The sequence below is a fragment of the Pedobacter sp. HDW13 genome (genome assembly GCF_011303555.1).
Lineage (GTDB): Bacteria > Bacteroidota > Bacteroidia > Sphingobacteriales > Sphingobacteriaceae > Pedobacter.
This window is the reverse complement of sequence record NZ_CP049868.1, coordinates 5,456,121-5,477,418: the sequence shown is the minus strand read 5'-3', so window position 1 is coordinate 5,477,418 and position 21,298 is coordinate 5,456,121. Positions and strand designations below refer to the sequence as shown.

Annotated in this window: 21 protein-coding genes and 1 riboswitch; of the genes, 13 read left to right on the top strand and 8 right to left on the bottom strand. The window is 39.6% G+C overall.

Going from position 1 to position 21,298, the window contains the following annotated elements; all coding sequences use genetic code 11:
- Positions 1–16 precede the first annotated feature (16 nt).
- Positions 17–1,024, bottom strand: coding sequence for a hypothetical protein (locus G7074_RS22835; RefSeq protein WP_124560243.1), 1,008 nt, complete (start codon positions 1,022–1,024; stop codon positions 17–19).
- Between the two features lie 213 nt (positions 1,025–1,237).
- Positions 1,238–1,348: riboswitch (SAM riboswitch) on the top strand.
- Between the two features lie 273 nt (positions 1,349–1,621).
- Between G7074_RS22835 and G7074_RS22830 the strand changes: the two genes are divergently transcribed.
- From G7074_RS22830 to G7074_RS22820, 3 genes are all read left to right on the top strand, one after another.
- Entirely contained in the window at positions 1,622–2,953 is a 1,332-nt protein-coding gene (locus G7074_RS22830) for an O-acetylhomoserine aminocarboxypropyltransferase/cysteine synthase family protein (RefSeq protein WP_166211533.1), read from the top strand.
- Positions 2,954–2,986: 33 nt separating this feature from the next.
- Positions 2,987–4,045 carry a homoserine O-acetyltransferase gene (gene metX, locus G7074_RS22825; protein ID WP_166211530.1) on the top strand — a complete coding sequence of 353 codons (1,059 nt, stop codon included), beginning with the start codon at positions 2,987–2,989 and terminating at the stop codon, positions 4,043–4,045.
- Between the two features lie 113 nt (positions 4,046–4,158).
- Entirely contained in the window at positions 4,159–5,403 is a 1,245-nt protein-coding gene (locus G7074_RS22820; RefSeq protein ID WP_124560246.1) for a homoserine dehydrogenase, read from the top strand.
- 210 nt (positions 5,404–5,613) lie between these two features.
- On the opposite strand, the gene G7074_RS22815 is transcribed toward G7074_RS22820, so the two are convergent.
- Both G7074_RS22815 and G7074_RS22810 read right to left on the bottom strand, forming a co-directional pair.
- Entirely contained in the window at positions 5,614–6,066 is a 453-nt protein-coding gene (locus tag G7074_RS22815; RefSeq protein WP_124560247.1) for a hypothetical protein, read from the bottom strand.
- Positions 6,067–6,095: 29 nt separating this feature from the next.
- The gene (locus tag G7074_RS22810) at positions 6,096–6,866 is read right to left on the bottom strand and encodes a queuosine precursor transporter (protein WP_124560248.1); all 771 of its coding nucleotides are present in this window, start codon (positions 6,864–6,866) and stop codon (positions 6,096–6,098) included.
- Positions 6,867–7,058: 192 nt separating this feature from the next.
- On the opposite strand from G7074_RS22810, the gene G7074_RS22805 reads away from it, so the two are divergent.
- Entirely contained in the window at positions 7,059–8,285 is a 1,227-nt protein-coding gene (locus tag G7074_RS22805; RefSeq protein ID WP_166211527.1) for a multidrug effflux MFS transporter, read from the top strand.
- A gap of 275 nt (positions 8,286–8,560) precedes the next feature.
- On the opposite strand, the gene G7074_RS22800 is transcribed toward G7074_RS22805, so the two are convergent.
- The gene (locus tag G7074_RS22800) at positions 8,561–9,250 is read right to left on the bottom strand and encodes a PepSY-associated TM helix domain-containing protein (protein WP_199748340.1); all 690 of its coding nucleotides are present in this window, start codon (positions 9,248–9,250) and stop codon (positions 8,561–8,563) included.
- Positions 9,216–10,748, bottom strand: coding sequence for a DUF2271 domain-containing protein (locus tag G7074_RS22795; protein WP_124560250.1), 1,533 nt, complete (start codon positions 10,746–10,748; stop codon positions 9,216–9,218). Before G7074_RS22795 ends, G7074_RS22800 begins: the two co-directional genes overlap by 35 nt.
- A gap of 258 nt (positions 10,749–11,006) precedes the next feature.
- Here G7074_RS22795 and G7074_RS22790 point away from each other — a divergent pair, with 258 nt between their 5' ends.
- From G7074_RS22790 to G7074_RS22765, 6 genes are all read left to right on the top strand, one after another.
- Positions 11,007–12,152: a methionine aminotransferase gene (locus tag G7074_RS22790; RefSeq protein ID WP_124560251.1), complete on the top strand. Its 1,146-nt coding sequence runs from the start codon at positions 11,007–11,009 to the stop codon at positions 12,150–12,152.
- 21 nt (positions 12,153–12,173) lie between these two features.
- Positions 12,174–12,992: a nitrilase family protein gene (locus G7074_RS22785; protein ID WP_199748341.1), complete on the top strand. Its 819-nt coding sequence runs from the start codon at positions 12,174–12,176 to the stop codon at positions 12,990–12,992.
- A gap of 184 nt (positions 12,993–13,176) precedes the next feature.
- A complete protein-coding gene (locus G7074_RS22780) occupies positions 13,177–14,211 on the top strand; it encodes a N(4)-(beta-N-acetylglucosaminyl)-L-asparaginase (protein ID WP_124560252.1) in 1,035 nt (344 codons plus the stop codon).
- Positions 14,212–14,248: 37 nt separating this feature from the next.
- Positions 14,249–15,127 (top strand): YegJ family protein, encoded by an 879-nt coding sequence (locus G7074_RS22775; protein ID WP_124560253.1) that lies wholly within the window; start codon positions 14,249–14,251, stop codon positions 15,125–15,127.
- A gap of 18 nt (positions 15,128–15,145) precedes the next feature.
- Positions 15,146–15,910: a copper homeostasis protein CutC gene (locus G7074_RS22770; protein ID WP_124560254.1), complete on the top strand. Its 765-nt coding sequence runs from the start codon at positions 15,146–15,148 to the stop codon at positions 15,908–15,910.
- A gap of 46 nt (positions 15,911–15,956) precedes the next feature.
- On the top strand, positions 15,957–16,490 hold the full coding sequence (locus tag G7074_RS22765) for a hypothetical protein (protein ID WP_124560255.1): 534 nt from the start codon (positions 15,957–15,959) through the stop codon (positions 16,488–16,490).
- 189 nt (positions 16,491–16,679) lie between these two features.
- On the opposite strand, the gene G7074_RS22760 is transcribed toward G7074_RS22765, so the two are convergent.
- The 3 genes from G7074_RS22760 to G7074_RS22750 form a co-directional block, all read right to left on the bottom strand.
- Positions 16,680–17,072 carry a DUF983 domain-containing protein gene (locus G7074_RS22760; protein WP_124560256.1) on the bottom strand — a complete coding sequence of 131 codons (393 nt, stop codon included), beginning with the start codon at positions 17,070–17,072 and terminating at the stop codon, positions 16,680–16,682.
- 161 nt (positions 17,073–17,233) lie between these two features.
- The gene (locus tag G7074_RS22755) at positions 17,234–17,821 is read right to left on the bottom strand and encodes a Crp/Fnr family transcriptional regulator (protein ID WP_124560257.1); all 588 of its coding nucleotides are present in this window, start codon (positions 17,819–17,821) and stop codon (positions 17,234–17,236) included.
- A gap of 18 nt (positions 17,822–17,839) precedes the next feature.
- Positions 17,840–18,826: a D-alanine--D-alanine ligase gene (locus tag G7074_RS22750; RefSeq protein WP_124560258.1), complete on the bottom strand. Its 987-nt coding sequence runs from the start codon at positions 18,824–18,826 to the stop codon at positions 17,840–17,842.
- A 216-nt stretch (positions 18,827–19,042) separates the two neighbouring features.
- Here G7074_RS22750 and G7074_RS22745 point away from each other — a divergent pair, with 216 nt between their 5' ends.
- From G7074_RS22745 to G7074_RS22735, 3 genes are read left to right on the top strand one after another with little or no spacing between them, the layout of a single operon-like run.
- Positions 19,043–19,813, top strand: coding sequence for a PASTA domain-containing protein (locus tag G7074_RS22745; protein WP_124560259.1), 771 nt, complete (start codon positions 19,043–19,045; stop codon positions 19,811–19,813).
- A 17-nt stretch (positions 19,814–19,830) separates the two neighbouring features.
- On the top strand, positions 19,831–20,886 hold the full coding sequence (gene mltG, locus G7074_RS22740; RefSeq protein WP_166211523.1) for an endolytic transglycosylase MltG: 1,056 nt from the start codon (positions 19,831–19,833) through the stop codon (positions 20,884–20,886).
- Positions 20,886–21,293, top strand: coding sequence for a thioesterase family protein (locus tag G7074_RS22735; RefSeq protein ID WP_166211520.1), 408 nt, complete (start codon positions 20,886–20,888; stop codon positions 21,291–21,293). The genes mltG and G7074_RS22735 overlap by 1 nt, the downstream gene beginning before the upstream one ends.
- Positions 21,294–21,298: the final 5 nt, after the last annotated feature.

Below are 21,298 nucleotides of genomic sequence, written 5' to 3'. Positions count from 1 at the left end.
CTATAGGACTTAAAAACTATTTCGGGTTACAAACCGTAGTTAATTTAAGCGAATAATTGGCTTCTAAAGGCTCATTGGTTTGCGCTAAACGTTGTGAACCCGTATTGGCCGGACAAGCAATATCGCCTGCGGCATCGTAAACCAATTTGTTGCCGTTGGCCAATAACTCTTTAGGTACATAAATCTGCACTTTAGTAATTGAATAGCCCGAAGGAAAATAGCGAACATAATAACCATCAGGATGTTTGGTCCAGATGCCGCTGGGCACATCGCTTCTTGGAGGTGCCATACCTGCTACAATTGCATATTTCTCCATATCAGCATAGGTGTAATTGCCTGATGCCACCAACTGCCTGATATTGTTTTCGGCTTCAAACACAGCTTTTAAGCCTGATGGCAACTGATCTTTAGCTTTCTCCATTACATCAAAAGGTAAAATACCCAAAGCACCACCTTCTAACTGGGTAAGTTGCTTAGGTGTAAGTAACTTAATGGCAGTAAGTTTAACCTGGCCGCTGTAATCGGCAAATTTTGTGCGGGCAATAATGGTCCACAATAAAACCTGAATATCGTGCTGTTCTACTTCGGGGTGCTTTTCGGCACTCTTTAATATCGATACTACAATTTCTTCTTTGGGTCCTAAAACCGGAGCAAACATGTAGCCATCGCCTTTTGAAGGGGCAAAGGTTCCGGCTTTAAGGCAATAGCTTTTATTGGTCATTTCGTAAAAACCTTCGCAAAGCACATAACCGCCCTCCGGATTTTTAGGTAATAAATATAAAGGCTGAAATTTCTCCTTCGATTTAAAATCGGGCATCATCTCGCCTTCGCGATTCACATCTTCAAAACTGGTGGTAATGGCAGCAGGCTGTTTCAGGAATTTATCAACCCCTAAGGCTTTAGCACCCTGTGCTGTACCCACTTTTAGTAGTTTATCTTTTAAGCCACCAAACTGGGCATTAACGTTATTTAAGCAGGCAACAGTAAATAGTATTGCCAAACCATAGAATTTTACATTTTTCATGATGATTAGATTTAGATAGGTAACACAAACTTAAAGTTTTAACCATTAACTTTATATTAAAATATTTAAGGAGCCTTAATTATTTAAAATTAGCACCCTCATTCACAGTAGCTTGCTTTAAATTCAAAATTTTATTTTGTGGATTAAAATTAAATTCAGACATTTGGAATATTATTTGGCAATAAGCTAAGTAAAAGTCAATCTTCAGAGGTTGATTTATAAAGAAGTGGCGAGAGACTGGCTCCATGACCCACTGGCAACCCTCAGAAAGAGAAGGTGCCAATTCCTGACTGGCTAACACGGTGTTATCTGGTGATATAAATTTTAACTGATGAAAACATTAAATCTTCAATCGCTAAGCGAACCTGGTTCAAACCTTAAAAAAGTAGAAGATCTTTCTATGTCTTTTATGTGTTGCAATATGCAGGCGATTACTTGTATGTGCTGTTGCATACAGTAATTTAAAAATCTTCCCTTTTTGTGTTTTTCAAACTGGAAGGTCCCGCTAAAACGGGATACGCCCACACAGCTTTAACCTTTAGGTTAATCTGATCCCTACAGATTATTCAACATTTAAAAATTTAAGCATTAAAGATTATGTCAACTTCATATAAATTCGAAACTTTACAAATACACGCAGGTCAGGAAATCGATCCAACTACAGGCTCAAGGGCTGTTCCTATTTATCAAACCACTTCATACGGTTTTAAAAATGCTGAGCATGGAGCCAATTTATTTGCTTTAAAAGAGTTCGGTAATATCTATACCAGGATCATGAACCCAACCAGCGATGTTTTCGAAAAACGCATTGCAGCTTTAGAAGGTGGCGTAGCAGCATTAGCAGTAGCATCTGGTCAGGCAGCACAATTTATTGCCTTAAATAATATCCTGGAGGCTGGCGACAGCATTGTTTCTTCATCTCATGTTTACGGCGGTACTTATAATCAGTTTAAAGTAGCGTTTAAGCGTTTGGGTATTCATGTTGATTTTGCTAACCCGGATGTGCCAGAAGAATTTGAAGCTAAAATTACCGATAAAACAAAAGCTATTTATTTAGAGACTATCGGTAACCCGGCATTTAGTGTGCCCGATTTTGAAAAAATTGCGGCTATTGCCAAAAAATATGATCTTCCTTTAGTTGTTGATAATACTTTCGGTGCTGCAGGTTACCTGTTTAAACCATTAGAACATGGCGCTAACGTAGTGGTACAATCGGCTACCAAATGGATTGGCGGACATGGAACCAGCATTGGTGGTGTAATTGTTGATGGCGGAAATTATAACTGGGGAAATGGTAAGTTTCCACAATTTAGTCAACCATCAGAAGGCTACCATGGTTTGGTTTTTAGCGATGTTTTCGGTGTCGACGGTCCTTTTGGCAATATTCAGTTTATTATTCGTGCCCGTGTAGAAGGTTTAAGGGATTTAGGTCCGGCTATTGCGCCGTTCAACTCTTTCCTGTTATTGCAAGGTCTCGAAACTTTATCGCTTCGTGTACAACGCCATGTAGATAATGCTTTAGAATTGGCTACCTGGTTAGAAAATCACCCGGCAGTTAAAGAAGTGGCTTATCCTGGTTTGGCCAGCAGTAAATACAATAATTTGGCAAAGAAATATTTAAGCAATGGCTTTGGAGCAGTTTTATCTTTCGAGTTAAACGGCAGCAAAGAAAGAGCAACCCAATTAATCGATAATTTAAAACTGATTTCGCACCTCGCAAACGTGGGCGATGCCAAAACGCTGATTATCCAGCCATCGGCTACCACACACCAGCAATTAAGCGATAGCGAACAACTGGCTGCAGGTGTTAAACCGAACTCGCTTCGCGTATCAGTTGGTATCGAGCATATCGACGACATTAAGGCCGATTTTGAGCAGGCTTTTGCAGCAATTGGCTTATCAGTAAGTACAGCCAGTTTACAAGCCTAATCCTTTTTTTATTACCATCAGCATTATTTTAGCATGAGCACAGCATCAACATATCAATATAACAAACAATTTAAGCTCGAAAGCGGAAAAAAAATCCGTAACCTGCAAATCGCTTATCAAACATATGGCAAATTAAACACAAAGAAAGATAACGTAATATGGGTTTGCCATGCGCTTACTGCCAATGCCGATGTTTTTGAATGGTGGGAAGGTTTGTTTGGGCAAAACGCTTTATTCAATCCAAACGATCATTATATTATTTGTGCTAATGTTTTAGGCTCTAATTATGGTACAACCAATCCTTTAAGTACCAATCCGGTTAACAGCCTGCCTTATTACTTGTCGTTTCCGCAGTTTACCATCCGCGATTTTGTATCAGCGCACCAGCTTTTAGCGGCGCATTTACAAATCGATACCATTAAACTATTAATTGGTGGCTCGTTAGGTGGACAACAAGCTGTTGAATGGAGCATTATTGAGCCGAATAAAATTGAGAACCTGATTTTAGTGGCTACTAATGCCGTGCATTCGCCCTGGGGAATTGCCTTTAACGAAAGTCAGCGACTAGCCATTACTACCGACCGTACTTTTTATGCCAATAAGCCTGATGGAGGCATTAAAGGTTTGAAAGCAGCCAGAAGCATTGCACTTTTAAGCTATCGTACTTACAATGCCTATGGCAGCACACAGGTAGAAAGTGTAAACGATAAAACTGATAATTTCAGGGCTTCGTCTTATCAGAATTATCAGGGAGAGAAATTAACCAATCGCTTTAACGCATACAGTTATTATTATTTAACCAAAGCAATGGATAGCCACAATGTTGGCCGCAACCGCAAAAGCATAGCTGATGCCTTAAAGCTGGTTAAAGCAAACACACTGGTAATTGGAATCGAAAACGACTTTTTATTCCCGATTTCAGAACAGAAATACCTGGCCGATCACATTACAGGTGCTGAATTTGCCACCATCCATTCTGAATATGGTCATGACGGGTTCTTAATCGAAACCAATACTTTAACCAATATTATCGGAACTTTTATTAAAGAGAGCCGCGATAAGAAAATAATCAAATTACAGCATACTGCATAGAAAGAGTAAAAGCAGAAAGACTTAAGCGTAAAGCTAAATAATAAAGACAAAAACAAATATAAGAACAATAGGATCGGTTAAAATCCGGTTATCTGTATAATCACAAAATAAAAATGAGTAAGAATTTAAAAATCGGTTTATTTGGTTTCGGAGTTGTAGGACAAGGTTTGCTGGACATTATCCAGAGCCAGAACCTGAATCTGGAAATCATTAAAATCGCGATAAAAGATCCAAAGAAGAAACGTACGCTCAATAAAGATTTGTTTACTACCGATCGTAACGAAATACTGAATAATACCGAAATCAATACAATTGTAGAATTGATTAACGATGCAGATGCTGCATACGAAATTGTAACTACCGCCTTAAAAAATGGCAAAAATGTAGTTTCGGCCAATAAAAAAATGATTGCTACCCACTTAAAAGAGCTGGTAGATTTACAGGCAGAACACGGTACTTCCCTATTGTATGAAGGTGCAGTGTGTGGTAGTATTCCAATTATCCGTAACTTGGAAGAATATTACGATAACGAATTGTTCCATGCATTAAGTGGCATTTTTAACGGATCGTCCAATTACATTCTGTCGAAAATATTTAACGAAAACCAGAGCTACGATTCGGCATTGAAAGAAGCTCAGGACTTAGGTTTTGCCGAAACCGATCCTATTTTGGATGTGGGAGGTTACGATCCGAAATATAAACTGGCTATTGCTACGGCCCATGCTTATGGTTTATTTGTAAACCCCGATATCATCCTGAACATTGGTATCCAAAACCTTTCGCAGTACGATATTAAATATGCACGCGAGAAAAATTTTAAAATCAAACTGGTACCAACAGCCCGTAAGGTAAATACCAAAGATGTGGTAACTTATGTTTTGCCTAAACTAGTAGCTAAGGATGATTTCTTGTATAATGTAGAAAACGAGTATAATGCTGTAGCAGTACAGGCTGCTTTTGCCGATAAACAGTTTTTCTATGGTAAAGGTGCAGGTGGCCATCCAACCGGTGCAGCTGTATTGTCGGATATTGCCGCATTACGCTACGATTACCGTTATGAGTATAAAAAGTACCACTCAGAAAACGGTGTAAAACATACTGAAGAAATTTTACTGGAAGTGTATTTACGCTACGCAGATGAAGATCTGATTACCTTACTGGAATTTGATAACATTAGCGAACGTTATGCTGCCGATAGTTATAAATATGTGGTTGGAACAGTTAAGCTGGAAAGCCTGATCAAGAACCGCGAATTGCTTTTAGATCAATCTGTTTTTGTGGCCTATACCGGCCGGCAGATTTACAAGCAGGAGCTGCTGAGTGAAAATGTTTTTGCCGAAGAACTGGCAGCCCTTTAAACTTAGAAACTGTTTAAATTTCTGTGAAATATCTAATGGGCGTTGTCTCCACCGCCCATTAGGATTCGCTAGAGGTGGGTGTCCTCACCCACCTGATAGACCTGTGAATTATTTATTCATTTTTAAACAGCTTCTTAATTTTTAAGGTTAATTTTTTTATTTGTTTTGTTGTTAAGCATAAAGGCCGGAGCGAGTCCGGCCTTTTGTGTTTTATTTTACTTTAACATACTTTTCAATAATCACCCGGTCCACCCCTTCTCCTTCTACCTTTTCTACGCCTTGTTGGGTTAAAGTATCTTTATTGATGCTGAGTTTGAAATTAAAAGTCTTTCCTTCCCAGTTTTTGTTTTTATAATATTCGAGGTGTTCGGTATAATTATCTTTATCCAGTACAAAAGTTCCGCCTCCGGCATCAAAATCAGCAGTATCTTTAGGGTTAACACTGTGTTTTAAAAATGCAAAATGGGTATTGTTAAACATTTTGATCATTTTCAGTTTACCGGTATAATCCGTTACCTCACTTTTGCCATGCTGCGAGGTAGTAGCCGAAACCAACTGCCAGGTGCCTTCAATATTCAGCGACTGATCTTTTTGTTTTTCTGCCGAACTATTGCAAGCCGCAAGTGAGAGCACAGCAAGGCCCATTAAATAATTTAATTTCATAAGTATTTATATTTGGTTAGTTTTTATTGTTATCCTCTGCCTGCCATCTTCATTAACTTATGCGCCAAATCTTTGCCTAAATAGCCGTCAATAATCCGGTGTACCAGATACAGAATCGGGGTCATTAAAATGGCTACAATAAATTTGTAGGTATAGCCCACTAAGCCTATGGCAAAAACCATTTTCCAGGTGTAGTGGTATTGTGGATTAAGGTAAAATGCAATAAAAATTACCACAAAGCTATCTACAAACTGAGAAATGAGTGTTGAACCCGTAGCCCTTAACCACAAGGCCCGCTCTCCCGTAATTTTCTTAATGCGGTGAAAAATGAGCACATCAACCATCTGGCCTATAATAAAGGCGGTTATTGAGCCGACAATAATCCACATGCCTTGCCCAAAAATACCCGCGAAGGCATTGTTCATGTTCAGGTCTTCCCCATTAATATTTTGATGCACCCAAAAATCGGCTGCGCTTAAATGCATAGATCCCCAAACCACGATAAAAGCAAAGGCTATTAAAATAGAAGTGAGAATAGATAAAAACCTTACCTGTTTTACCCCGAAATACTCGTTTATAATATCTGTCATGATGAAGATAATGGGCCAGGTTAGTACCCCTGCCGACATTACGAACGAAAGATGTGGCACACCTAATAGGTTGATGTCGAACTTCTTCATGCCAATGGTTTCTTCTACACTGAATAATTTAACACCAATAAACTCTGATAATATAGCATTGGCCACAAAAAAACTACCCAGAACAAGTAGTAAACGGCTTTCTTTCGTTTTAAAAGTCATAGGCAATAAATCTAAATATAATCTATCAAATTACAGCGCAGATTATGCTTTTTAACAGGAACCTTACGTTCAGTTCCGGGCTAATTTATTCATTTTAACCGCCAACTGTAATTTTTACAATCGCTCGACCCGCAAATTTAGGTTAGCAAATTAAATCTCCCAATCTTTGCGCCTCCGAAAAACTAACAGATCATGGCTAAGAAACAACACTTCTATTTAATACTTATTTTAGGTTCACTTGCTGCCCTTGGTCCTTTTTCTATTGATATGTATCTGCCTGGTTTTGTAGATATTGCCAAAGATTTAAAAAGCACCGAATCTGTAGTTTCACTATCCTTATCCAGCTTTTTTATCGGAATTTCGGCTGGTCAGCTTTTATATGGACCGCTGTTGGATAAATATGGCCGAAAAAAGCCATTGTATTTTGGTCTGGGACTTTATATACTCTCTTCATTTTTATGTTTAGCCGTAACTGATGTAAACCAACTCATTGTTTTACGCTTTGTACAAGCCATCGGAAGCTGTGCCACTGCTGTAGCTTCAGTTGCTATGGTGCGCGATTTGTTTTCAGTAGAAGAAAGCCCTAAGGTATTTGCTTCGTTAATGTTGGTGATTGCCGTTTCGCCTATGCTGGCTCCTACTGCCGGTGGTTATTTAATTTCGGCACTGGGCTGGAAATATGTTTTCGTATTTTTAGGTTTCATGGCAGTTTTAATGCTTTTGGCCTCTATTTTCAAGCTGCCTGAAAGCTATAAGCCCGATCCAAATTATTCGTTAAAGCCGAAGCCTATATTAACCAGCTTTTACACCGTATTACGAGAACCTCAGTTCTATACTTATGCCTTAATCAGCGCTATTACCTTTTCTGGCTTGTTTGCCTATGTATCGTCATCGCCAACCGTGTTTATGAAAATTTACGAAGTAAGTAAAACAGCTTACGGCTGGATATTCGCGCTGCTATCGGTTTCATTTATTGGTTCGAGTCAGGTGAATAGTTTAATATTAAAATGGTTCAGCAGTAAAAAGATTGTAACCTGGGCGTTAGTTGCCCAGTGTATATTTAGTCTTGTATTCTTAATTTTTGCCTTAAATAACTGGCTCAGTTTATACAGTACTATTGGTTTTATCGCTTTGTTTCTGGCCTGCTTAGGACTTATTAACCCCAACGCAGCAGCATTATCGCTGGCCCCGTTTTCTAAAAATGCCGGTAGTGCATCGGCTTTAATGGGAGCATTACAAATGGGTTTGGGTGCGCTGGCTTCGGTAATGGTAAGTTTGTTAAGCGAACATTCGGTTGTGCCTATGCCTTTGGTAATGACAGCAGCAGCGTTTATCGCGCTATTTTGTTTGTTAATTGGCCGCAGGTTTATTGTTAGTGAAGTAGAAGCAAGCGCTGATGCGGCTGTAGTGGCGCATTAAGTTTTTAAGCACTTTATTTCCCGCTGATTTCGCAGAAAAGGCACTCAGATTAGTAATTAAATCAATATGATCTGCGGTAAAATCATTTATATCTGCGGGAAAAACATAGGCGTTTAGTATTAGATCTTATTTTTTCTAACAATAAGGGGCTAAACTAGTTAGATTTCTCGACTTCGTTCGAAATGACGGTTAAGACTGATGACACCACGATTTTCTTTCAGCATTTTTTATAAATAAACACCGCTTTGTGTTTCTTCTGTCTTTGTGGTAAACAATTATGGCACTAAAAACTTATAAATCAAATAACAAGCAATCGTTCCTGCTGCAGCGATAATAAAACCACTCAAACGTTTCTTTTTAATAAAACAAATCAGAATAATCCCTGAAATAGAAACCAGTGTCATCAATACAGCCGAGATATCAATAATCCACGACCAGGCTTTGCCAGAATCCCTGCCTTTATGCAAATCGTTTATTACCGCAACAACACCCATCCGCGTAACAGCAAGTTCGTATTTACCTGTTTCACGATCGATAAAAGCATCTGCTACATAACCAGGCCCATTAAAAGTTAAGCTTAACTCCTGTTCTTCAATCCTAAAATCGCCCAAAGCACCTTTTACCTCATGTTTATTCCGCAGGAATTCTACCAATTGCAATTTATTAATTTTTGATGTATCGGCTACCTTAATCCATTTGAGGTTAACTGTTCCCGAATCTTTGGTAACCACTTCCTTGCCTGGGGTAAACCAATCGGCATGGTTTAAAGTTAAACCCGAAACGGCAAAGAATAAAAGGATGGTAAAACTCACCATCGAAAGGTAAATGTGCAGCCATCGTGATAATCCGGCTAAACGCTTTTTACCCTTACCTTTGCCACTCTCTTTTTTTACTGCCATTTTACCTAAACCTGCCGGTACGGCAATTAAACTACTTTTTTGCGGTTCCGATTTTTCTGTATTCAAGTGATGCTGATGCTAATTCCGGATTGGGGGTTAATTCTAATTTTTGTGCTGAGCCGGCAAATTTCATTTCTTTCGAAATAAGCTGATAGGTACCGTGCTCACGAGCCACTTCGATATAAACGGTGTATTTGCCTTCTTTTACCAATTGTCCGCTATCATTTTTACCGTCCCAAACTAAGCTATACTTACCCGGGCCGCGAGTTGCAGAACTGGTTGAACTCAATTTGCCTTCGGCACCTTTTTTAAATTCATCGCCGTTTGATCTCGTCCACGATTTTAAGTCTGGTAACCAGCGGGGTTTATTGTACCAGATGGCCAGGTTGCGAACAGGATTTTTTGCTGCATCTTCTACCCAAACCGCTACAAAAGGACGGCGTACCCTACGACCATCAGCCGATTCGATACTGGCAATTTCGAGATTAACCAGCAATTCAAATTTGGTATTCCAAAGTTTATCGGCACGGTTAGCCTTTGGGCTGGTAACAGTCTTTTTCTCTTCTACAAGCTCGTATTTATTCCAGTTTTTACTCTTAACCTCATTGCCGTCTTTAGTAACCAATAAATAGGCGATATCATTGTTGCCCGAAGTTAGTTGCGCAATTTCATTTAGGGTAAGTACGTTAAAGGCTGTTGCCAGCGCACCGGCCTCACTTGCATTGGTTGCGATAACTGTAGCACTGATAATCTCTGATACAGGCTTTCCGCTACGTGGATCAACGATATGCGAATACCATTTGCCACCTATGCTAAAACCCCTGTGGTAGTTACCACTGGTTGCTACAGCCATATTGGCTACTTTTACCGTAGTTAAAGCGGCTTCGTTTTCGGCAGATGCCTTAGGGTTTGTAATTTCAATGTTTTCGGTTTGGCTACCTTTAATCACCATATCGCCACCAATATTAACCACCACATTTTCAATCCCTGGCGCCTGCATAGCGGCTTCTGCAGCCTTATTGATGATATAGCTTTTGGCAAACGAGTTTAAAGCAAGTGGTGCATGATTCAGGCGCGTAACGGTTTTATTTTGTGCATCAAGACTGTAGTGCTTTTGTTTAACCAGGCTCACTGCATCCTGTAATACCGCTTCAGTGGGTAAACGATTGGCTTCAGCAGCCTTTTTCCATACCCTGCTAATCACTTCTGCCGAAGCATCGATGGCGCCATTGGTTACCGTTTTATAATGTTCGAACTGCTGTAATACCTCAAATAATTCGGGCGAAATTTTAACGGTTTGCTGTCTATTATTCATCCATTTGCTAAATTCACTATCAGCTTTATAAGCACTTAAAATATGATCTAAACGATCAATTTCATTCAGGGCACGTGCTTCTGCTAGGTTGGCATCAGCTTGAGTGGCCGCTTTAAATTTTAGCTCTAACGATGTTCCCAGTACATTTTCATAATTGGATACAAAAGTACGCAAGGGTTTAACCGGCGTAATAAAAGAAGAAGCTGTAACCACCAACAGAAAGGCTGTGGCCAGGTGTTTAAATTTCATATTCAAGTTAATTTGAGATTGCCTTACAAAGGAAATGGTTTAATTTGGAATAATTATAAATAAGCTTAAATTATATTGGAAATGATACGTTTTGACCCACTGCTTTTTGAATCATCACCAAAGCCAACACCATTTGCATTGACACGATATTAAACTCAGGGTTTAATCTGATATAAACTTTAATTGATGCCCCTGACCTATCGTTTTTAAGGGCTTTGCTATAGGCTTTAAGCTTTTTTTCCTATTTTCGCTTATAAGATGCTGAATATACAATCTAAACTTCCTGGCGTAAGTACCACCATTTTTACGGTGATGAGCAAGCTTGCGGCAGAACACAATGCCATTAATCTATCGCAGGGTTTTCCGGATTATGCATGCGATCCAAATCTGGTTGAACTGGTGACTAAGGCTATGCAGGATGGTTTTAACCAATATGCACCCATGCCTGGTTTGCCCGTTTTAAAAGAAACCATTGCTGCTAAAGTAGAAAACCTTTATAAAGTAAAATATAATCCTGATACCGAAATTACAGTAACGGCCGGAGGTACTCAGGCTATTTTTACTGCGCTGGCCGCTATCATCAGTGCTGGAGATGAGGTAATTATATTTGAACCAGCCTACGATAGTTACGCACCAACCATTAAACTGCTTGGCGGACTGGTTAAGACCTACGAACTTGCCCCTCCCGATTATGCCATAGACTGGGATATGGTGAAGAAGCTTTTTACGTCAAGAACCCGGATGATCATCTTAAATTCGCCACAAAACCCAACAGGCAGCATTTTATCAGCTGATGACATGAAAGCCCTGATTAAACTGGTTACTGGTACAGATATTTTGATTTTGAGTGATGAAGTGTACGAGCATTTAATTTACGATGAGCAAAAGCACCAAAGTGTAATGTTATATCCCGAATTAAAGCAGCGGAGCTTCATTGTGGCCTCTTTCGGCAAGCTTTTACATGCTACAGGCTGGAAGCTCGGCTATTGCCTAGCACCCGAAAAACTAACCAAAGAATTCAGGAAGGTACACCAATTTAATGTTTTCAGCGTTAATAGTCCCATGCAACAAGCCATTGCCACTTATTTGCAAACACCTACCAATTACACCGGAATCGCTGCCTTTTTTCAGGAGAAACGTGATTATTTCAGAAGTCTGCTGGCCGAAAGCAGGTTAGAACTACTACCCTGTAACGGATCGTATTTTCAGTGCGTTAGCTACCGGAACATCAGCGATGAAAAAGATACCGATTTTAGTATGCGGCTGATTAAAGAATTTGGTGTGGCCACAATACCTGTTTCTGCATTTTACCAGAAAGGTACCGACCACAAGATTATCAGGTTCTGTTTTGCCAAAGAGCACGAAACACTGGCTTTAGCTGCAGAGAAATTAAAGAATATTTAACGGCACCAAACTCATATAGAAATGGAAGCACCTGTTTACACTCAAATAGAAAACCTGAAAGTAACTGTTTTTCAGGCTTATCTTTTTTGGGAAAACATCGATAAGAACCTCTTAAACCTTGCTCTTCGCCTCTCGATGGGTGTACGGGAAAAAACAGATTTAATTATCCTGCCCGAAATGTTTAACACCGGTTTTAGCATGAACTCCGAAGCCTTAGCCGAAGAAATGGGTGGTAAAACCATGCAGTGGATGCACAAAATGGCCGATTTATATAATTGTGTGGTTACCGGCAGCATCATTATAAAAGAAAATAACCAATATTACAACCGCTTAATCTGGATGGAACCAGATGGAAAGCACCAGCATTACGATAAGCGCCATTTGTTTGGCATGGGCGATGAAGACGAACATTTTAGCCCCGGTAAGCAAAAACTGGTGGTTGAACTGAAAGGCTGGAAAATCAGATTAGCCATTTGCTACGACCTCCGTTTCCCGGTATGGTTGCGTAATGTAGATCAGGAATACGATATTTTACTGCTGGTAGCTAACTGGCCTGATAAACGTTCGGCGCACTGGAAAGCCTTAATTCCGGCACGTGCTATAGAAAACCAAAGTTATGTTATTGCTGTAAACCGCGTGGGGCATGATGGTAACCAGATTTACCACAGTGGCTTATCAATGTGTTTAGATCCTTATGGCAATACCGTTTATTACAAACCAGAAGACGAAGATCTCTATACCTTTAGTATCAATTACGAAGAATTGGTTAAAATAAGGCGACAGTTTCCTTTTCTTAAAGATGCAGATAGGTTTACAATTAACCAAAGGCCAAGCGAATAACCAATGATCAAATTGCAATTTTCAAACTACAACCTCCAGTTAACCAGTTAAACGATTTATACAATTAACCAAAAGTTAGAGAATAACCAATAATCAAATTACAATTTACAAAGTGTAACTACCGATTAACCAGTTAACCGATTTATACACTTAACCAAATAAAACAACAAACCATCCAACATACATGTTTAACCGCCGTAAATTTATAAAAGCCTCTGCCCTTTCTGCCGGGTTACTGGCTATTGACAAAAGCAGCATAGCAGCTGTAGTTCCAGAGAGAAGCCAAAAAGCAGCTAATTTCCCTATTGTAATTTCGACCTGGGATTTTGGGATTGCGGCCAATGCCGATGCCTGGAAAGTACTTTCTACAGGCGGCCGGGCGCTTGATGCTGTTGAGCAAGGTGTTTGGGTGCCTGAGGCTGACGAAAAAAATCAGTCGGTGGGTTATGGTGGTTTACCCGATCGTGATGGTCGTGTAACGCTCGATGCCTGTATTATGGATGAGCAAGGCAATTGCGGTGCAGTTTTAGCACTCGAGTACATTAAACATCCCATTTCGGTAGCCCGTAAAGTAATGGAAAAAACGCCTCACGTAATGTTGGCGGGCGATGGAGCACTTCAGTTTGCATTAGAACAAGGCTTTAAAAAAGAAAACCTGCTTACCCCTGCAAGCGAAAAAGCATGGAAGGAATGGTTAAAAACAGCCAAGTATGCGCCGGTAATGAATATTGAAAATAAGCTTTACCAAAAAGCTGCCCCTCAAAAATTACCCGGAAACCAATATAACCACGATACCATTGGTATGCTGGCTATCGATGCCAAAGGCAATATTTCTGGCGCCTGTACTACCAGTGGCATGGCTTATAAACTTCATGGCCGCATTGGCGATAGCCCTATTATTGGTGCTGGTTTATATGTAGATAATGAAATCGGTGGCGCAACCTCTACCGGCGTTGGCGAAGAAGTAGTGAGAAATGTAGGCTCGTTTTTGGTGGTAGAACTCATGCGACAAGGTTATAGCCCCGAAGCAGCTTGTAAAGAAGCCGTAATGCGTATCATTAAAAAGAAACCTGAGACTGCTAAAAATATCCAGGTTGGTTTCTTAGCCATTAACAAAAAAGGCGAATATGGTGCTTATGCCATTCAGCAGGGTTTCAGCTATGCGGTTTGTAATGCCGAAAAGCAAGATCTTTTAATTAAAGGCAAAAGCTACTACTAATTGCCATATTCATAGCTCACATCTAAATAAAACTCCAATGGGACTATTAGCAAAGATTTTCGGTAAAAAGAACGTTGCCGAACGTAAAGGCGAGCCAGATATGGTTATTATTCCCGAGGATAATGAAAAAATGGATTGGGCCATTGAAAAAGCAGTGCTCACCCTTTGGTATTTTGAAGCCAGCCTGAAAAACCCATTGCCACATCAGAATTACTTTTCAGTGAAAGTGATGATTATTGATGGAGATAACGGAGAACATATCTGGTTAACCGATCCTCATTTTGATGATGAAGGGAATTTATTTGGTACTGTCGGAAATGCTCCTGTTAATGTTCATAACATAAAACTGAACCAAAAAATCGGAATTAAACGCGAGCTGATATCTGATTGGATGATTATCGAAGACGGTCGTTTAATTGGCGGTTACACCATCAGGGCTATCCGCGATAACATTCCGGATAAAGATAAAATGGCATTCGATCAGCAAATTAATTTATATATCGATGAGGGGGTTGATCATTTCAAAACAAACCTGGAAACACCCGAAGGTGCAATTCTATCCTTAGAAAAAGCTTATAACTACAAGGATATCAATGCAGCAATGGATTGTAAAGATTTTCTTGAAGAAGCCACCACAATGCTTTCAGGCATGGATATGGATATCAACAAAGCATTAATCGCAGAAACTGCCGAATTATTAAAACTGTCTTTCATCAAAAATATAGAAGAAAACGGTTTTCCTGATTTTTCAGCTATCCAGAATGCTTTCCCCGAACGTAAAAAGATCGATGAAACGCACTGGGTAATTACCGAAGTGTGCTGGCATCCCGACGGTGGTAAATCCGTTCAACTATTAAATACCTATAAATCGCCTAAAGGTTGGGTAGTACTTGGCCCAAAAGGACCCAAAGCATAACATTAAACAAAGCACAACATGCATAATAAAGAAATAGTTGGTGGATTAGAAGTATGTGCCAATTCTTATACCTCTGCCCTGGCAGCACAAAAAGGTGGTGCCATCAGGGTTGAATTTTGCGATAATCTGGCCGAAGGCGGTACTACCCCAAGCTACGGACAAATAGCGCTTGCTAAAAAAAATCTCACTATTGCCATTTGGCCGATCATCCGTCCAAGGGGTGGCGATTTCTTATACTCAGATATAGAGTTTGAGTTGATGAAGGAAGATATAATTGCCTGTAAATCTTTAAAATGTGAAGGGGTAGTTATTGGTATACTTCATGCTGATGGTAGCATTGATAAAGCCAGATGTGCCGAACTGATTGCACTTGCACAGCCTATGGGCGTGGCTTTTCACCGGGCTTTTGATATGAGTAATAACATGGTTCAGGCCTTAGAAGACCTCGTTGAGCTCAAAGTTCAACGGGTTTTAACCTCAGGTGGTGCACCAAACGCCCCACTAGGTATCGAAAAACTGGCGCAGCTCGTTAAACAAGCTAATGGCCGCATTGCAATTATGCCAGGCGCGGGCATAAATGAGGGCAACATACAGGAACTGATTACCAAAACAGGTGCTAAAGAATTTCATGCTTCAGCAAAGGGGTTTGTGGCCAGTAAAATGGAGTATAGAAATACTGAAGCCAAAATGGGCAGTATCGAAGATGAATACCGTTACGAGTTAACCTCCGAAGAGAAAGTTAAAGGACTGACAGAAATTATCAGAAAGAATTTAAATAAATAGTATTCAGTTAATTAGTATATTTAAGTAACCATTAACTATACTAATTATGATCAAAAAACTAGTCCCCCTCTTTGCGGTGGCTTTACTTTTGGCGGCATGCCAGAGTAAGGAAGCAAAAACAACTAACACGGTAGCTACCGATACCACAAAGTACCCTTACACGCCTAAAAAAGTGCATAATTGGGAAATGAACCCTGAACCAGGCAACATGGTTGCTGCCATGAGCGCATTAAAAGGTTTTGCATCGTTGGATACAGCAGCTGTTAAACCTTTTCTTGGCGATAGCATCTGGCTTATGGTCGATAACTACAGCTTTAAAGGCACCAGAAGTCAGTTTTTAGGTGAAGCACAACACGAAATAGACCGGTTTAAGCATATCCAGATCGATATGGAAGATATGGAATCGGTAATCAGCAAAGATAAATCAGAAGAATGGGTGAGCTTGTGGTACAAACAGATTTCGACCATGAAAGATGGTAAAACAGATACCGTAAATTGCTTCAACGATTTTAAAATGAAAGACGGTAAAGTGGTGGGCTGGTCTGAATATGTACAGCACCCAATGAAGGGCAAACCTTGATGATGAGACATTGCGTTTCGAGATGCTCAAGGTGACGATTTTAATAGATTATCCGTCATTTCGAGCGGAGTCGAGAAATCTCTTTATAGTTAAGCCCTTCAAGAGGCTCAGTATGGCAAACTTTAATTTGCTATAATTTAAGAAGTCAGATGTTTCCATCTGACTTCCCTTCCTATATCTTGCCGCCGATTAATCGCCGCTTCCAGGTACGTAATGCAGGCCTGGTGTTAAATAGTGCAACAAAATTACCCTCGAATAGCGGTAATTGATGGGAGACAAAAGTAGCACACCGCTTAATATCAAGGCAACATAATACCAAAGGTTTTCATAAACCAATGGTAAACCCAAAATGTAGGAGGCCACTCCTATGGTAATGATCTCAGCAACATTCATGGCGTAACTCACAAACATGGCCACATAAAAGAAGCCAGGTTCGCGCTCGAATTTTAAATTGCAATGCGGACAGTTAATATTTGTTTTCTGAAGTCTGAACGAATAAGCATTTCCTGTAAAAATATCGCCTTTGCGGCAACGTGGACATTTACATTGTAAAAAGGATTGAAATTTTGATAACTCAGCCATAATATTCTGATTTGATACTACAAAGTTAGGCTTTAATATTCCACTAAATTATGATCTGTGTCATATTGATCGTTCATTGGTCATTAGTTTATTGCTTAGTAAATAGCACAACCAAAACAGCAAGAACTTTAAGGCCAACATTCTTTACTCCGCTTTGGAGCTTATTTTACCCTTTTTACTATTTTTCCTTTAACAGTTTTAATGAAACCTTTTTCAGCTAGCATTTTTACACCACGGATTACCGTTTCTACCCGTAAACCAGTCATATCGGCCAGTTCCTGGCGGGTTACCTTTAAATGTTCGCCTTCAGCAATATCCTGTAGTAAATAATTGATGATGGTGAGTAAACGGTGATCGGCTTTTTCATTGGCCAGTTCTTCGAGCATCATCGATTTATAAAATAAGCGGTGACTTAGCGTCTGGATCAGGTTCATGCTAAAATCAGGCTCATGCTTAATCAGACAGAAAAAGTCATCCTTATTTACGGCTATAAGCTGCGAATCTTTATTGGTAACGGTATAGGCCAGATAAGGTTTGTTAATAAGCAATGCTGGCTCTCCAAAATGTTGACCAGCTTTAAAAACGCCCTGAATAAACTCCTTGCCCTCATCGCTCACAGTTACCATGCGCACCTCTCCTGATTTAATGAAATACACATACCTGGGCTGCATGCCGGGCTCGTAAATCACCAAATCTTTAGCGTAAGCTTTTACCTTTAAACCGCTGTCAATAAGCTTCTGGATATTCATTTTTCAGTTAATTTTAAACTAGCCTAAGGTTTCTTTCATTAACCGGGTGTAAAACTCTTTCAGTGTAATGCCCATTGCTGCTACCTGTTGTGGAATAAAGCTGGTAGCGGTTTGACCGGGAATGGTATTAATTTCAATAAAATAAAACTTGCCGGTTTCGTGCTCCAGGAAATAATCTACCCGTACCACGCCCCTGCAGTTTAACTTTTTATATACATCAGTTACAACCTGTTGTACCCTAACCAGTTCTTCTTCATTCATGTTGCCTGGCGTAATCTCTTCGGTGGCACCAGGTGTGTATTTAGCCTCAAAATCGAAAAACTCATTCTGAGGAATAACTTCGGTAGTAGGCAAAACAATAATCTTTCCTTCGGCACCAAAAATACCGATCGAAAACTCACGGCCACTAACAAATTCTTCTATCAGGATTTGGCTATCTTCTTTAAACGCTTTTTCAATTGCCTCTTCCAGGTCATCAGCATGTTTAACCTTGGTCATACCAATGCTGCTACCACCACTGTTGGGTTTAACAAAATACGGAAGCCTTAAATCCTGCTTAATCTGATTTACATTGTAATTGCCTCCTTTAAAGATCTGCACCGATTTAGCGGTATATAAATGATCTATCCCTTCAACAATTGCTTTGGTATAGCCTTTATTCATGGTAATAGATGAAGTCAAAGCATCGCAGGTAGTGTAAGGAATGCCAATCATATCGAAATAGCCCTGCAACTTACCATCTTCACCCGGAGAACCGTGTATGGCAATAAATACACCGTCGAACTTTATTTTTCTTCCCTCTAAGGTTAACGAAAAATCGTTCTTATCAATTTCAATTTTTACCGAATCGGCAGGCTCGTAGAACCAGCCCTTTTCGTTCAGCATAATTTTATAAACATCGTATAATTCGGGGTCGATATGTTGCGCAATAGTTGCCGCACTTTTTACCGAAACTACCCATTCGCCTGTGGTACCGCCTGTTAACAATGCTATCGTTTTTTTCATGTCTGAAATCCTGTTATAAATAGAAATTGAATATAAATATATCCTCAAAAATATAAATATCTTTGTTCTTTAGTTAATTTTGAACCATAGAATATACAATAAATAAAATCAATATAATTTGGACGGATAATTGCTTATGCCCCTAATCTATTCTACATTCAATAATTAAAAATAGCTACATTTGAGCTTACATGCATAACCCAAAATTTAAGATTCATGTCTAAATTTATAGATTACTTAAAAACGAAATCCTTTAGAAACAACATTTTAGCAGCCGTAATTACCGTTATTGTTTTGCTGCTGATCGCTTTTTTTAGCTTAAGATATTACACCAAACATGGTCAGGGTTTAAATGTTCCATTGGTTAAAGGGCTGCCGTTTGAACAAGCTGTAAAAAAACTCGAAGATGCAGGCTTAAAATACGAAGTAGATTCGGTTTTTATTCTTGACCAACCGGCGGGTATTGTTATCGACCAGGATCCAGACCCTAATACTTTTGTAAAAGATAACCGCACCATTTACTTAACGATTAATGCAGGTAAAACACCCAATACAAAATTTCCTGATATTGCGTTTAAAACCCTTAGAGAGGCGCAAGCCCTTATTGAGAGTTCGCGCTTGAAACTTGGCGATACCACTTACAGGCCTGATGTGAGCCGCGATGTGGTATTGGAAGCTTCATTTGGCGGTCAACCCATTACGGCTGGTCAGATTGTTCCGGTAGGCTCACGCATTAACCTTGTACTGGGCGACGGACGCGGAAATGAGGAAGTAGAAATCCCACAGTTAATGGGCTTAACCATGGACGAGGCTAAATTTAGCTTAAAAGGCTCGAACCTGAGTTTAGGTACCATTATTTACGATGGTCCTGTTACAGATAGCGCTGCAGCAATAATTATCAAGCAAGACCCTATGGTGGCCGATTCGGTGACCAAAGTGGCTATTGGCACCAAAATAAATATTACCTTATCTAACAAACAACAATAATTTCGCATAAAATACCGATGACTGAAGTAGAAAAAAAGAATATGAGTACCGGCAAAAAAGTAGCACTAGTAATTGCACTTGTTGTGATTTTAATAGGCGGTTATTTTGTTTTAAACCTTTACAGGCTATACTTTGCCCCTAACGTTACCGAAAATCAAAAATATTTATACATTAAAACCGGAAGCAGCTATGATGATCTGGTAGCCGAAATAAAAAAGAAAGACCTGGTAAAAAGTATTTCTTCATTTACTGCAGCAGCCGGTAAAATGAACTTACCCAATAGTGTTAAACCAGGCCGTTACCGTTTGTTAAAGGGAATGACCAACCGTACCTTGATTAACCTAATTAAAGCCGGTAACCAGGATCCGGTTAAGCTAAAATTCCATAACATCCGCAAAAAGGAAAACTTTGCTGCCTATTTAGCCAGCAACCTAGAAGCCGATTCTTTAAGTTTCATTAATGCATTAGATTCTACTGCCCTGATTGCCAAATATGGCTTTAACCAGGATAATGTTTACACCATGTTCATCCCAAACACGTACGAAATGTATTGGAACATTTCGCCGGTTGATTTCTTTGAACGGATGCACAAGGAATATGATAAATTCTGGAATGCAGAACGCAAACAAAAGGCAGCAAGCTTAAACCTTAGCCCGGCTCAGGTTTATACCCTTGCTTCTATTGTGGATGGTGAGGCGCTTTACGATAAAGAAATGCCAATTATTGCTGGCCTGTACTTAAACCGTTTAAACAAAGGCATATTGTTACAAGCCGATCCGACAGTAATATTTGCCAATAACGATTTTACGGTTAAAAGGGTAACCGGAAAGCTGTTGCAGGTACAATCGCCTTACAACACCTATAAATATGCAGGCTTGCCTCCAGGCCCAATTATGATGCCGAGCATAAATGCAATAGATGCCGTATTAAACCGCGATAAGAACAATTACATTTACATGTGTGCTAAAGAAGATTTTTCGGGTTACCATAACTTTGCCGAAACCAAGGCTGAGCATGAAGTAAATGCCAAAAAATACCGCGAGGCTTTAAACAAAAGGAACATATTTAAATAATGTATAGCCACAGTACAAAAATACGGGTGCGCTACGGCGAAACCGATCAAATGGGTTATATGTATTATGGTAACTATGCCCAATATTACGAAGTAGGCCGGGTAGAAATGTTGCGCAGTTTAGGCATGAGCTACAGCTCTATGGAAGCAGATGGTATTATGATGCCTGTTTTAGAACTAAAATGCAAATACATTAAACCTGCACTTTACGATCAGGAAATTACAGTAAAAACGATTATAAAAACGTTACCCGGTATCAGGATCTTTTTTGAATACGAGTTGTATAACGAAAGGGAAGAACTGATTAACCTGGGGGCCACCACGCTTGTTTTTGTAGATATGAAAAAAAATAAACCTACAAATCCACCCGAAAATTTTATGGAGAAATTATCGGTATTTTTTAATTAGTATTT